At 51.8% G+C, this 14,339-nt stretch carries 11 protein-coding genes; 5 read left to right on the top strand and 6 right to left on the bottom strand.

The annotated features are described in order from the left end of the window. The first annotated feature begins 9 nt into the window (after positions 1 to 9). A complete protein-coding gene (locus AAIE03_RS21845; RefSeq protein ID WP_019105900.1) occupies positions 10 to 189 on the top strand; it encodes an alpha/beta hydrolase in 180 nt (59 codons plus the stop codon). Between the two features lie 5 nt (positions 190 to 194). Here AAIE03_RS21845 and AAIE03_RS21840 read toward each other — a convergent pair whose 3' ends face one another. Together AAIE03_RS21840 and AAIE03_RS21835 are read right to left on the bottom strand one after the other, a co-directional pair. Then, positions 195 to 980 (bottom strand): CDP-diacylglycerol pyrophosphatase, encoded by a 786-nt coding sequence (locus AAIE03_RS21840; protein WP_019105901.1) that lies wholly within the window; start codon positions 978 to 980, stop codon positions 195 to 197. Between the two features lie 296 nt (positions 981 to 1,276). After that, complete coding sequence (locus AAIE03_RS21835; protein ID WP_013027955.1) at positions 1,277 to 2,179, bottom strand: LysR family transcriptional regulator; 903 nt, start codon at positions 2,177 to 2,179, stop codon at positions 1,277 to 1,279. 99 nt (positions 2,180 to 2,278) lie between these two features. On the opposite strand from AAIE03_RS21835, the gene AAIE03_RS21830 reads away from it, so the two are divergent. Continuing rightward, a complete protein-coding gene (locus AAIE03_RS21830) occupies positions 2,279 to 3,343 on the top strand; it encodes an SDR family oxidoreductase (protein WP_014333237.1) in 1,065 nt (354 codons plus the stop codon). Between the two features lie 87 nt (positions 3,344 to 3,430). Continuing rightward, the gene (locus AAIE03_RS21825) at positions 3,431 to 4,084 is read left to right on the top strand and encodes an SDR family oxidoreductase (RefSeq protein WP_013027953.1); all 654 of its coding nucleotides are present in this window, start codon (positions 3,431 to 3,433) and stop codon (positions 4,082 to 4,084) included. A 52-nt stretch (positions 4,085 to 4,136) separates the two neighbouring features. Here AAIE03_RS21825 and fumA read toward each other — a convergent pair whose 3' ends face one another. Then, positions 4,137 to 5,783 (bottom strand): class I fumarate hydratase FumA, encoded by a 1,647-nt coding sequence (gene fumA, locus AAIE03_RS21820; protein WP_014598272.1) that lies wholly within the window; start codon positions 5,781 to 5,783, stop codon positions 4,137 to 4,139. Positions 5,784 to 5,939: 156 nt separating this feature from the next. After that, on the bottom strand, positions 5,940 to 7,448 hold the full coding sequence (locus AAIE03_RS21815) for a DASS family sodium-coupled anion symporter (protein ID WP_013027951.1): 1,509 nt from the start codon (positions 7,446 to 7,448) through the stop codon (positions 5,940 to 5,942). 589 nt (positions 7,449 to 8,037) lie between these two features. On the opposite strand from AAIE03_RS21815, the gene AAIE03_RS21810 reads away from it, so the two are divergent. Further along, on the top strand, positions 8,038 to 10,815 hold the full coding sequence (locus tag AAIE03_RS21810) for a flavocytochrome c (RefSeq protein WP_014333233.1): 2,778 nt from the start codon (positions 8,038 to 8,040) through the stop codon (positions 10,813 to 10,815). A 66-nt stretch (positions 10,816 to 10,881) separates the two neighbouring features. Continuing rightward, on the top strand, positions 10,882 to 11,850 hold the full coding sequence (locus tag AAIE03_RS21805) for an FAD:protein FMN transferase (protein WP_028716071.1): 969 nt from the start codon (positions 10,882 to 10,884) through the stop codon (positions 11,848 to 11,850). Here AAIE03_RS21805 and dcuR read toward each other — a convergent pair. Then, a complete protein-coding gene (gene dcuR / locus AAIE03_RS21800; protein ID WP_013027948.1) occupies positions 11,844 to 12,563 on the bottom strand; it encodes a two-component system response regulator DcuR in 720 nt (239 codons plus the stop codon). The genes AAIE03_RS21805 and dcuR overlap by 7 nt on opposite strands. Continuing rightward, positions 12,560 to 14,191 carry a sensor histidine kinase gene (locus AAIE03_RS21795; protein WP_014598276.1) on the bottom strand — a complete coding sequence of 544 codons (1,632 nt, stop codon included), beginning with the start codon at positions 14,189 to 14,191 and terminating at the stop codon, positions 12,560 to 12,562. The genes dcuR and AAIE03_RS21795 overlap by 4 nt, the downstream gene beginning before the upstream one ends. Positions 14,192 to 14,339: the final 148 nt, after the last annotated feature.

Here is a 14,339-nt window from a genome sequence, read left to right as displayed (position 1 = left end):
GGAGAAAACTTGTCCCTGAATATTATGGTTGGAAGCCAGGACCAGATTGCCGATTTCAGTGCGGTTGTCACCTTTGCACACCGCCACAAAGCGGTACTGACGACGGTGCAAGGAGCCGAACACTATTTTCATCATCCTCGGGAACATCAGGCGTTGAGGGCGTGGGTTCAGCGCATTTTACATAAGTGAGTTAATTATCTAAAACGTAAGGGTTTTGCGGATCCCGAACCCAGAATGTCACATCGCTTATCCAGTAAAGACTCAACGGAGGCGCGATTGCCTTTATCCCAGCCGCGACGGGTTGCCAGCAGGATGAACCCTTTTTCACCCGAGAACGTTGTCGGCACTAACGCGACGCCATATTCAGCCAGCATAGGCGGCGTCAGGCGAAAGTAGTGAGCAACGGATGCGATAGGGTAAATGCCCATCGCTGTAGGTTGAAGGACACGGCGAGCGTAATAAGTATGCGTTAAGAGCTTATCGGGCAGGGGATGCCACGCATCTTGAATATAGGGACGTTCAGCCCTTAACTGCCTGTAAACATCTTCTCGCAGGCAGGTGAGGTGGATATGTAGCTGATTCTGACTGCGGCCCCAGGCCGAGTTGATTGCCATGCCCAGCATGTCCTCCGGCACAGGCCTGCCGTATTGAGACATCAACTGATAACGCATCAGCCAGGCGTAGCCGAAATAATCTGGACGGCCAGGCATGAATAGCCACGGGCTTTCAATACCGGATACCGGAATCGTGGGAACCAGAATGAAATGATAGGGATAACGAGGGTTTTGAATAATGCTAAAACCCTGCCGTTTGCCCTCTGGAATATAGATTTGCTGACAGGGTGACGGGTGGCCAGTGTAGTGATAGTTCACCATGCAAACGTTGTTCGTCACCGCCCATAATGCATCTGAGCGTGCGCATCCCGCCAGCGTAAGTGCCATTATAGTCAGTACCATCAGGCGAAAGAGCAGACTTAGCATAAACGCAGCCGTTCACTGTCAGGTACCGGCAACGTTTCACAACCTTTGATTTTTTTAACGCTCACCGCCCTTGCTGCCATATCGCCTTTGTCCCTACGCCTGAGCGGATTGGAATGCCTCTACGTTAGCGCCACTCCGTTATAAACACCATTGGGTTGACCAGAAAGTACTGAAATATTATGACCTAACCTGCCCATCCGATTCTGGCAGCACAGGCATAAACGTTATAATGACGTTATATTATCCGCCATATTCCATTACTCACCCTGTGAAAAAGCGATTAAATTCTCTCGCAATCAACGAATGGTTAACTGCGTTAGCGTGGTTAATAAAACATCCACTTTAGGCAGAAGCTGCTTACGCCGGGGCCAAATCACACTGAGTGGCAGCCCCTCGGGTTGCTGCTGCGGCAGTAAGATTTCCAGTTCACCACTGTCAACGGCGTTCTGTACCAGCCACGAGGGCATTTGTGCAACGCCTAATCCGGCAATTACTGCCTGTAGTTGTGCATCCACATCAGCCAGCGCCATGCGAAAGGGAACGTCCCGCCAGTACGAATGACCATCTTTACCACTAAATAACCAGGGTTTTGGCGTGTTATCGGCCCGTTCATACAGAATGGCCCGATGCTGCATGAGTGCCTGTTCATTTTGCGGCCGTCCTTCGCGTTCCAGCCACGCTGGCGAGGCACAAAACACCATGCGTTCACGACCAATATGACGGCAGCCCATTGATGCGGGTAAATCATCTGAGCCGCCAATTCTGACCGCAACGTCGATGCCTTCATCAAACAGATCGATGAAGCGATCTGAAAAACTCATTCTCAATTCAAGCTCGGGATGCTGCTGACAAAACGGAATCAGCAACGGCATCACGTTCAGCCGACCATAAGTATGCGGCACGGCCAGTCTCAGACGGCCGGAAGGAATAATCCGTTGCGCAGCCAGGACGGCTTCTGCTTCGGCCAGCTCTTCCATGATGCGTAAGCAGGTTTGGTAATAGGCGCTGCCCGCATCCGTCAGTTGCAGTTTTCGCGTTGTGCGTTCGAGCAGGCGCGAGCCCAGTCGCATCTCCAGTCGGCTAACGCTTTTACTGATGGCAGAACCCGTGACATGTAAACGGGCAGCCGCAGCGGTAAAACTCCCGCTTTCTACACTGGCCACAAAAGGAACAATGTCTTTAAGACGCTGATCGTGCATGATTGATGAACTCAGGTTGATAATGATGTGAATTATTACCCAAAATAGGAATGAAATTCTCTATTACGCTTAGCATTACGCAAAAAGAGGAGAATTAACATGCAAAAGCAGGCTTTGATTGTTGGAATCAGTGGTGTGATTGGTCGAGCGTTAGCAGAAAGGCTAAATAACGAAGGCTGGCAGGTCAGCGGGTTGTCACGGGGCCGCAGCGCGGTACCTGAGGGCTGCAGCAACCTCACCGCAGATTTAACCGATCCTGAAGCGGTAAAAACGGCATTGAAAGCGGTCAAACCTGATGCAGTGTTCTTCAGCGTCTGGGCGCGCCAGGACAGTGAAAAAGAGAATATCCGCGTCAATGGCGGCATGATCCGCAACGTTATTGAAGCGCTTGGCGAACGCCTCCAGGGCGCACATGTGGCGCTGGTGACAGGCCTTAAGCACTATCTGGGGCCATTTGAAGCTTACGGCAAAGGCGCTGTGCCGGTCACGCCTTTCCGCGAAGAGCAGGGTCGTCAGCCGGTAGACAACTTCTATTATGCCCAGGAGGATGAAGTCTTCGCTGGTGCCGAAAAATATGGCTATCGCTGGAGCGTCCACCGTCCGCATACCATCATTGGCTATGCGCTCGGAAATGCCATGAACATGGGGCAGACTCTGGCCGTTTACGCCACCTTATGTAAAGAAAAAGGCTGGCCGTTTATCTTCCCAGGCTCACCCGAGCAATGGAATGGCGTGGTGGATATGACCGACGCCGGTCTTCTGGCTGAGCAACTTGAGTGGGCGGCGACCAGCCCGGCCGCGGCAAATCAGGACTTCAACGCGGTAAACGGTGATGTTTTCCGCTGGAACTGGATGTGGCCAAAACTGGCGGCATATTTTGGTCTCGAGGCTGCTGCTTATCCGGCGAAAATGATGCCGCTTGACGGGCGCATGCAGGAGGCGGCCAGCGTATGGCAGGCGCTTGCTCAGCGTGAAAACCTGCGTGAACAGGATATCACGCGTCTGGCCTCATGGTGGCATACCGACGCGGATCTGGGGCGACCCATGGAAGCCTTCACCGACATGAGTAAAAGTCGCAAGGCGGGCTTTACTGGCTACCGGAGCACTCTGGATTCCTTCACTCAGCTTTTCGATAAGCTGAAGCATGAGAAAATCATTCCTTAATCATGTCCTGGAGCGCCCCGACGGGCGCTCATTACCGCTGCGCTTATTGTCTATACTGATATCTGACTTTTTCAAAGGAGCAGGACGATGACGACATGTTTTATTATTGGCGCGGCGGGCAACGTTGGCTCTCATCTGACGAAACAGCTCAGTGCTAAGCAACATGCGGTTTCTGCACTGCATCGTAAATCTGAGCAGGCTGAAGCACTTAAATCCGCCGGAGCGGTTCCCGTGGCGGGGGATCTCAAGAAGCTGACCGTGGATCAACTGGCGCAGAAAATGGCCGGCCACGATGTGGTGATTTTTAGCGCTGGGGCGGGAGGCGCGGGTATTGAGCTGACCAACGCCATTGACGGCGAGGGGTTGTCCCTGGCGGTTGCCGCAGCCGAAAAGGCCGGTGTGAAGCGGTTTTTGCTGGTTTCAGTCTTCCCGGATGCCGCACGTGGCGAAGAGACATCTGAAGGTTTCGAAAATTACATGCGCGTGAAGCGGCTGGCTGATGTTCGCCTGGTCGAAAGCCAACTTGACTGGGTGATTCTTCGTCCCGGTACGCTAACCAATGTGGCGGGGCGCGGCACCGTACGTGCAGATTTTGCGATTCCTTACGGGTCGGTCCCGCGTGAGGATGTGGCCGCCACGCTGGTGGCTCTGGTCGAAACACCGCAAATTTCGCGCAAAATTATTGAGCTGACCGAAGGCGACGAAAGCATAAGCGACGCCATGTCCCGTCTGCAACGATGATAAAAAACGGCCCCTGTTACGGGGCCGTTTCATCATGTTTACCGCCGCGTGTTTATTTCACACAGCGCGAGCAGTGCTCACGTTCGATATGCTGGAAGAAGTCATTTCCTTTGTCATCCACCAGGATAAAGGCCGGGAAATTTTCGACCTCTATTTTCCAGATAGCTTCCATCCCCAGTTCGGCATACTCCACGCACTCCAGACTCTTGATGCTCTGCTGCGCCAGAACGGCAGCCGGACCACCAATGCTGCCTAAGTAAAAACCGCCGTGCTTGTGGCAGGCATCGGTGACCTGCTGGCTACGGTTACCTTTTGCCAGCATGACTTTGCTGCCGCCATTCGCCTGCAGAAGATCGACATACGAATCCATGCGGCCTGCCGTCGTCGGGCCCAGAGAGCCAGATGCGTAACCCTCCGGTGTTTTGGCCGGACCCGCATAATAGACAGGGTGATCTTTAATGTACTGCGGCAAGCCTTCGCCGTTATCAATGCGTTCTTTTAGTTTGGCATGGGCAATGTCACGCGCAACGATGATGGTCCCGGTCAGGGACAAACGTGTCGAAACCGGGTATTCCGAAAGCTGGGCAAGGATGTCATTCATCGGGCGATTCAGGTCGATGTGGACCACTTCGCCTTCACCTTGCTTGCGCAGTGCCTCAGGGATATAACGCCCAGGATTGGCTTCCAGTTTTTCAATCCAGATACCCTCGCGGTTGATTTTAGCTTTGATATTGCGGTCAGCGGAGCACGAAACCCCCATGCCAACCGGGCAGGATGCGCCGTGGCGAGGCAAACGCACTACGCGGATATCATGTGCAAAATATTTGCCGCCGAACTGTGCTCCCAGCCCAAGCTGCTGCGCCGCTTCCAGTAACTCCTGCTCAAGCTGAACATCACGGAACGCCTGACCATGCTCGTTACCTTCTGTAGGTAAACCATCATAGTAGTGAGTCGATGCCAGCTTGACGGTTTTCAGCGTACTTTCGGCAGAGGTGCCGCCAATGACAAAGGCGATATGGTAGGGAGGACAAGCCGCAGTACCCAGCGTACGCATTTTATCGACCAGATAATTTTTCAGCTTGCCGGGGCTGAGCAGTGCTTTGGTTTCCTGATACAAATAGGTTTTATTGGCGGAACCGCCGCCTTTGGCGATGCAAAGGAATTTGTATTCATCACCGTCCACGCTGTAGAGGTCAATCTGCGCCGGAAGATTGGTGCCGGTGTTCACTTCTTTATACATATCCAGCGCGGCATTTTGGGAGTAACGCAGGTTATCTTCAATATAGGTATTGTAGATACCTTGCGACAGCGCGGCTTCGTCACCGCCACCGGTCCACACTCGCTGGCCTTTTTTGCCCATGATGATGGCGGTGCCGGTGTCCTGGCAGGTTGGCAAGACACCTTTAGCGGCGATCTCGGAGTTTCGTAAGAACTGCAGTGCGACGTATTTATCGTTATCGCTGGCTTCAGGGTCAGCCAGAATTGACGCAACCTGCTGCTGGTGGGCCGGGCGCAACATAAAAGACGCATCATGAAAGGCCTGCTGGGCCAGCAGCGTCAATGCCTGTGGGTCCACTTTTAATATGGACTGGCCGTCAAACTCAGCCACGGAAACGTGGTCGGGGCTAAGCAAATAGTATTCGGTGTCCTCGTGGGCAAGAGGAAAGGGGTTCTGATAAAAAAAAGGTTTGTTCGACATAGTATCTCACTTAATGACGTGCTGGCTCCGTTAACGCAGGCTGACAGGAGCAACATCAAAGGCGAATGAGTTGTTTATTATGCTTGCCAGCCATAAGCACAGGCTGGCAAGTGTTGGCATGTTATCGTATGACGCGTCGAAATGCATTTGACACAATCAGAACATCCACACCATCCAGGGGTAGGCGATGAGCATCATAGCAATCAGGAAGATAGCACCAAAGATGGTGCCCAGACGCCAGTAATCTTTCGTAGGTAAATAGCCGCTGCCGTAATAAATAGGGCTTGGGCCGGTACCGTAAGGGGTGATAATCCCCATCACACCCAGTGAAGTACACAGCATCAGACAAAACACGGGCATGTTAATACCTGGAATGGAAGCGGCAATGGTTAACATCGCAGGCAGCAAGGCGGTCGTATGCGCGGTGGTACTGGCAAACAGGTAGTGCAGCAGGAAGAAGGCAATCAACAGCACCACAGCCGACACTTGAGGATCGTATCCCTGCAGTAACATTCCCCCTTCTTTGCCCAGCCAGGCGATAAAGCCTACGCGGGCTAAACCATCGGCCAGCGCAACCAGTGTGGCAAACCAGGCAAAGGTGTTCCAGGCGGCTTTATTGCTGGTGATGTCGTTCCAGTTAAGTACCCCGGTCCACAGCATCAGAATAATCACCAGCAGAGCGGCCATGGCCGGTTCGATCCAGGCCGTGGCAAAAATCCACATCAGTAGCGCACAGACAACAAACACCAGTAACAGGATTTCATTACGGGTCAACTTACCCAGTTTTTCCAGCTCAGCAATCGCCCAGCGAGGCACTTCATCATTCACCTTCACTTCAGGCGGATAGAACCAGTACGCCAGCAGCGGCATGGTCAGAATCAACAGCAGGCCCAGTGGCAAAAAGGCAAGGAACCACATTCCCCAGGAGATATCAAAACCAATGACGCTTTTGACCAGCGCAAGGGCGAGCAGGTTGGGGGCCAGGGCGGACAGGAACATGGAGCTGGTGATACAGGCGGCGGTGATAGCAACCCACATCAGATAAGATCCAATTTTACGCGCGCTGGGGTCATTGGGTTTTGAACCATAAAGCGGCGGCAGATTGGCAATGATGGGATAAATGGTACCGCCACTGCGGGCCGTGTTCGACGGGGTGAAAGGGGCCAGCAGCAAATCCGCGAAGGTGATGGCATAGCCGAGGGTTAAACTCCGGCGGCCCAGGTATTTCACCAGAATCAATGCCAGACGGCGGCCGAACTGGGTCTTGTCATAGCCCGCAGCGAACATGAATGCGCCAAAAATCAGCCAGACGGTTGAGTTACCGAAGCCGCTGACCGCCCATTTAAATGACTCACTCGCCACTTTAAATTTGGGGTTGGCCAGTTCTGCCGGGCTAAAGAGCAGGAACTGGCTGAATAAGGCGATGACGACGACGCCGGTCAGACCAATCACTGCGCCGGGCAAGGGTTCAAAAATCAGCCCGACGATGACGCCGACGAAGATGGCAAAGAAGTGCCATGCATAAGGTTCAAGACCCGCTGGCACGGGGACGAGTAACAACAGGACGGCGACCAAAACCGGCAAAAGGAGCATAAGTGCTTTATTTTTGCCCGCAGCTGCAGGGGCTGCTTTTGGAGGCTCTTTGACGTTTGAGAGTGTTTTCATAGTATTTTTCTACGTGTTAAGGATAATTCGAGCAGCGTCCCGGCAATTCGTCCATAGGGAATTTTTATTCTAAATTATGAGAATAAACCGTGATGCCTTATAATTCTTTAACTTGTCCTCTGGTGCGATGGAGGCATTTATAAAAGATCATGTGGATATGATGCGATTAATTAAAAACAGAATATTGATCCAGATCAAGTAAGTTAAAATATACGATTAAATTTTTAACAACTAAATTATTAATAACCCAAAGGTAAATATTTAAACTGCAATAATAAGGGTTTTAAGCCTTGCTCTCGCAAGGGTGAGCAACACGAATATATGATTAACTTGTTGTTTTTATTGTATTATTTTTAATTTTATAATTCTCATTGATTTTCTTTAACTATTGATTAACAATAAATATACATTACGATCCTGCTTTAATCAAATAGTAAACCTGAAATATTTAAAAGTTAAAAAACTAAAATTATAACTTATGAAATTAAAATAATTGGTATATTAGCGTTATGACATCGGACCACTTATTTATTAATAAAAAAGCGTCCGCACAGAATTCCCGAGTTTTGAATTTTTGGAGTTAATCGCAATGAATACACTCACCCCCATTCTCAATCCCATTACGTTGCCGCGTGGCGCGGTTTTAAAAAATCGCCTGATCATGGCACCCATGACAACCTGCACCGGTTTTTATGACGGAACGGTCACCAGTGAACTGGTTGAATATTATCGTGCCCGTGCTGGCAGCATCGGAACGGTCATTGTTGAATGCTGTTTTATCGATCCAAAAGGTCCCGCGTTTCCAGGGGCTATAGCCATCGACAGCGACAACAAAATTCCGGGCCTAAAGCGAATTGCTGACGCCATCAAGCAGGAAGGTTCGACAGCGATTTTGCAGATCTATCACGGCGGCCGCATGGTTGAGCCTGAGCTGATAGGGGGGAAAACCCCTGTCGCCCCAAGCGCCATTGCCGCACCTCGTGAGGGTGCCACGACGCCGCGCGCGCTAACGGCAGAAGAAGTGGATACCATGATCACTAAATTTGGTGACGCCGTTAACCGCGCCATTAAAGCCGGATTTGATGGCGTTGAAATTCATGGCGCAAACACCTATCTGATACAGCAATTTTACTCACCCAATTCCAATCAACGCGATGACAAATGGGGCGGCAGTCGCGATAACCGTGCCCGCTTTCCGCTGGAAGTCCTCGAAATTACCCATAAAATGGCCGCGCGATTTGCACATAACGGGTTCATCATCGGCTATCGTTTTTCCCCTGAAGAACTTGAAGTCCCGGGCATCCGTTTCGATGACACCCTGTACCTACTGGAAAAGCTGGCGGCACGCGGGCTCGATTATGTCCACTTTTCTGTTGGGCAGCTTATGCGCCCCTCTATCGTTGATACCACCGATCCAACCCCGCTGATTGAGAAGTTTATTAACATGCGGTCCCCAACGCTGGCGAAAGTGCCGGTCATTGGCGTTGGCGGTGTGGTAAACAAAGAAGATGCGGAAAAAGCGCTGGAAAAAGGCTATGACCTGGTTGCGATTGGTAAAGCCTGCATCGCTTATCCCGACTGGACAGATCGCATTATCAATAATGAGCATCTTGAACTTTACATCGACAGTAACCAGCGTGAAGCGTTATTGATCCCTGAACCGCTGTGGCGTTTCTCGCTGGTTGACGCCATGATTCGCGATATGAGTGAGTCGGGACGCAAATACAAAGCCGGTGTTTATCAGGAAAAAGTTGAGGCTGAAGCGCTTAAGCTGAAGATCAACGTCACGCTGGATACCGACCGTATTACAGATATCTCGCTGGTACCGGACGACACGCTGGACGTTGACTTCACTACCACCTTCGAAAGCCTGCGTAATCGTATTCTGGTGGCTAACAGCCCACACGTTGATGCTATCACCGGCGCGACCACGCAGAGTGAGGCCCTGAAAAAAGCAGTATCGCGTGCAATGACCACTTCAAATAAAGCCCATGTGATTGAAGAGGGCGGTAATCCCAATGCACCGCAACAGTATGATGTGGTGGTCGTGGGAAGCGGCGGTGCCGGTCTGGCCGCGGCCATTCAGGCGCATGATGAAGGTGCCAAAGTGGTTGTCATTGAGAAAATGCCCACTATCGGCGGTAACACGATCAAAGCATCCGTAGGGATGAACGCCGCCGAGACGCGTTTTCAGAAACTGAAAGGTATCGAAGACAGCAAAGAACTGTTTTATGAGGAAACGCTCAAGGGCGGTAAGTACAAAAACAACCCGACCCTGCTGCGCGAGTTCGTTGATTTGGCGCCTGAAGCCATTGACTGGCTGGCCGATCACGGTATCGAACTGAATGACATCACCATCACCGGCGGCATGAGCATTGATCGTACGCACCGTCCTGCCGACCGCTCGGCCGTTGGCGGCTTCCTGATCAGTGGGTTAGTGAAAAATATCAATAACCGTAATATTGACGTCCTGCTTGAAACCGCCGTAGAGGAAATTTTGTTCGACAACGGCGCGGTCAGCGGTGTCAAAGTGGTGGATGAATACAACGACAGCCGTATTCTCAATGCGAAAAGCGTCATCGTCGCAACAGGTGGCTTCAGCGCCAACCGGGAAATGGTGGTGAAATACCGCCCTGAGCTGGATGGCTTTGTCACCACCAACCATAAAGGGGCCACTGGCGCAGGCATTGCGATGCTGCAAAAAATTGGTGCAGATACCGTGGATATGGGCGAGATTCAGATTCACCCAACGGTTGAGCAAACCACATCCTATCTGGTGTCAGAGTCTATTCGTGGCGGTGGGGCCATTCTGGTCAGCCAGGCGGGACAGCGCTTCTGTAATGAGATGGAAACCCGCGATAAAGTTTCTGCGCAGATTATTGCACTGCCGGAGAAAAGCGCCTGGATTGTCTTCGATGAGCAGGTTCGTATGAATAACAAAGCGGCCGATGAGTATATTGCCAAAGGATTTGTTATCAGCGCGCCAACCGTAGGCGAGCTGGCGGTGAAACTGAATATGGAACACCGGACGCTGGAAGAAACGCTGCATCGCTATAACGGCTTTGTGATACAGCAGAAAGACGCGGACTTCGATCGTCAGACCGCGCTGCGTCATCCGTTGAACGAGGGCCCTTTCCATGCGATCCGCATCGCGCCCGGTGTTCACCACACAATGGGTGGCGTCACCATTGATACCACCACAGCCGTGCTCGACAGCCATAAACAGCCAATCCACGGTGCCTGGGCGTGCGGTGAAGTTGTCGGCGGGATCCACGGTGCAAACCGTATCGGTGGTAACGCGGTTGCGGACATCATCATCTTTGGTATTCTGGCAGGTGCCAACGCTGCGGCGTTAGCCAAACGCTAGTCGTCACCGCCGGCATCTGCCCGCATGCAGGTGCCGGTTTTATTCCCTCCCAGAGCGGTGTCGCTTATGCAAACCGAGTCGCAAGTCTGTGCTTATTCCGCCGTCCTGATGGGATCGCCCATTCTGCTTAAGCTATTCGAGCACGACGAAAAGCTTGCGGCACAGGCTTTCAGATTAATCAAACAGTACGAAAATCTGCTGACGGTTAACCGGACGCACTCCGAAGTGATGGCGATTAACCATGCTGCCGGTCAGCATCCCGTGAGCGTCAGTCAACCCGTCTTTGATTTAATTCAGCGCGCACTTAACGTCAGTCTGTTACCAGACAGCAGTTTTAATCTCACGATTGGCCCGCTGGTGAAATGCTGGAAAATTGGCTTTCAGGGTGACTGCGTTCCTGCGCGGGAGACAATACTGGCAACGTTGCCCTTAACCTGTCCTGAAAATGTCCAGCTTGATGCGGACACGCGTTCGGTGTTTCTGAACAAAACGGGGATGGAAATTGATCTGGGTGCCATCGCCAAAGGCTACATTGCCGATCGGGTGCAGGCTTTTTTGCAGCAGCAGGGCGTCGATAGCGCGTTGATTAACCTTGGCGGCAACGTGCAAACGTTAGGCGCACCTCGTGATGCGCCGCAGCAGGGATGGGCAATCGGTCTGAAAACCCCTTTTGCGGCCCAGGATGCCCTGATTGGGGTCATTCATGTTGTGAACAAATCCGTGGTGACGTCCGGGATCTACGAACGTTACTTCGAACAGGATGGCGTCTGTTATCACCATATTCTTGACAGACATACCGGCTATCCGCTGGATAATGAGCTGTATAGCGTGACCATTATTTCCGATCAGTCGATCGACGGTGATATTTATACCACGCTGATTTATGGCATGGGCGTTGAGAAGGGCATTGCGTATCTGAAAAGCCATCCTGATATTGAGGCTGTCTTCGTGACGCGCGACAAGCAGGTCATTTGCTCGTCACAACGTCACTTTCACTTCACCTTACTGGATAACCGCTTTCAGCTCCGTCATTGACAGTACTGGCGTAAAAGCGTGTGGTACTCCGGCTGCAGACGATAGCGATACACCGGACGTCCCGTGACGCCGTAGTGAATACTGGTAAACAAAATATTGCTCTGCGCCAGCCAAATCAGGTATTTACGGCACGATACGCGAGAAATATTCACCTCAGTGGCCAGCTCATCGGTAGAAAACTCGGTACCGGGGTGCGCATCAATCCACAAACACAGCGTACGTAATGTCTGCGGCGTCAGCCCTTTTGGCAGGCGTTTTGTCTCGCTGGCATTGGCCTGATTACCATGCAGCAGTTGATCCACATCGGCCTGCTGATAAAACTGATGATTATCCATCAGCCGTTTTTTCTGACGCCATCCGGTCAGCGCTTCTTCAAAGCGGGAAAACTGAAAGGGTTTTATCAGATAATCCACAACGCCGTAGTTCAGCGACGTTTTAATGGTCGCCGCATCGGCAGCGGATGAGATGATAATGACGTCAACCGGACGCCCCGCACTGCGCAGCTCTGGCAACAGGTCCAGTCCGTTTTCCTGCTGCATATAGATATCCAGCAAAATAAGATCAACGGGCGGATCTGTCTGCAACAGGCGCTCTTTGGCTTGCTGTAAGGTGGACGCGGTACCACAGCAGGTAAAACCGTCAATCTGCCCGATATAGCATCGGTTCAGTTCGGCCACCATGGCATCATCGTCTACGACTAACACATTGATCATTCGCTAATATTCCCTCTTTCCCACGGAAGCTGAACCAGAAACTGAGTATAAACGCCCGGTTCTGATTCCACGCTGACGTTACCGCCCAGACTTTCCGTTTGTTGCTTGAGTAAAAACAGTCCAACGCCACGATCTTCACCTTTGGTAGAGACGCCGCGTTCGAAAATGGCGGCGAGCTGATCGGCAGGAATACCGGGGCCATCGTCACTGACCTCGCACGACAGCCAGCCGTTTTGATAATGCAGCATGACATGGATTTCCCCTTCCATTTCCGGCTCAAGCGCTTCCAGCGCGTTTTCAATCAGATTGCCCAGTACCGTGATAAGTGCTGCGATTTGCTGTTCACTGCCGTTGTCGGGCAGATAGCTGGCTTCGCTCAGGATCAGTTGGTGGCCTTCATCTGTTACGCGGTTAATTTTGCTCAACAGGAAGCCTGCAATAACAGGCGACTTAATCTTCTGTAGCAGCGAACCTATTTCCGTTTGATAGTTATTGGCCGTTTTAAGGATGTACTCTTCCATCTGCGCATAGTTTTTCATGTGCAGCAGACCAAGAATCACATGCAGCTTGTTCATGAATTCATGGGATCGCTCCCGCAGTGCATCGACATAGTTTACCATGCCGTCGAGACGCTGCATTAGCTGGCTGATTTCTGTTTTATCCCTGAATGTGCTCACTGCCCCAATAATACTGTCACGACTGCGCACCGGCACGGTGTTACTGATCAGTATTTTGCCGCGTACGTTCAGCTCTTCGTCATAAGAGGCTTTGCCTTCGTGCAATGCATCGCGTAAATGCGTCAGCATCTGTGCATTTTCCGGCACGCGGTCACCGCTCAGAAACGCTTCGCGGGTGGTTTCTTTTAACAGCTGCTGCGCAGCCTGATTAATCAGGCTGACGCGGGATTGATCGTCAACCGCAATCACACCTTCTTTAATCGAATCGAGAATAGCCTGACGCTCTTCAAACAAGCTGGAAATCTCATACGGCTCTAATCCCAGTAAGATGTGCTTTAAGCGTTTCACTAAGATTAATATGCCGAGCATGCCAACCAGCCCGCCAAACAGCACGGTCCAGAGAATATTCCAGCGGCTTTTCGCAATTTGCGCCGCGACGTCATTCACCGAGATCCCAATTGCCACCACGCCAATTTGCTGATGCGCCTGATTGAAAACGGGCGTAAATACCCTGAGCGCCTCAACCAGTACGCCATGATTCACCGCGACATTCTCCCTGCCGCGTAACGCCGGTTCAATATCGTTCCCGACAAAGTGCTGATTAACCACTTCAGGGTTCGGGTGAGAGAAGCGAATACCGCGCATGTCGGTGACGACGACAAACAGCAAATCGTTACGTTTTCGCGTTGCCTGCGCGATCGGCTGAATGATGGTGCTTCCGTCTGGCCGCGTCAGGGCCTGCTGAATCTCCGGGCTGTCGGCCAGAGTGCGCGCCACCGCCATCGCTTTATCTTTCAAATGCGAACGGGTGAAGTTATCGATCTGGATGTAATAAAGCAGATGGACGCTTAATATTACGGTCATCAGCACGGCCGCCATCATCAATGACGACAGGGTGCTGAGCTTCATTGGGCGCTTCTTTAACGATCGTTGTGGCCGGTAGTCATTCATAGTCAGCATCAGATGTGTTGAGGTACGCGTTGCAACATACGCGAAGTCGTCGCACCAGTACAGTTTGCGCCTGAAATCCAGTAAATTAAGCAGGTTAGCGTGCTTTTAACCGTGGATATCTGGCATGATGACGGACAACGCCTGTAAA

The organism is Pantoea sp. Ae19-2 (assembly GCF_059801205.1).
Note: the sequence above shows the minus strand (reverse complement) of the source record. Positions and strands in the feature narration are given on the sequence as shown.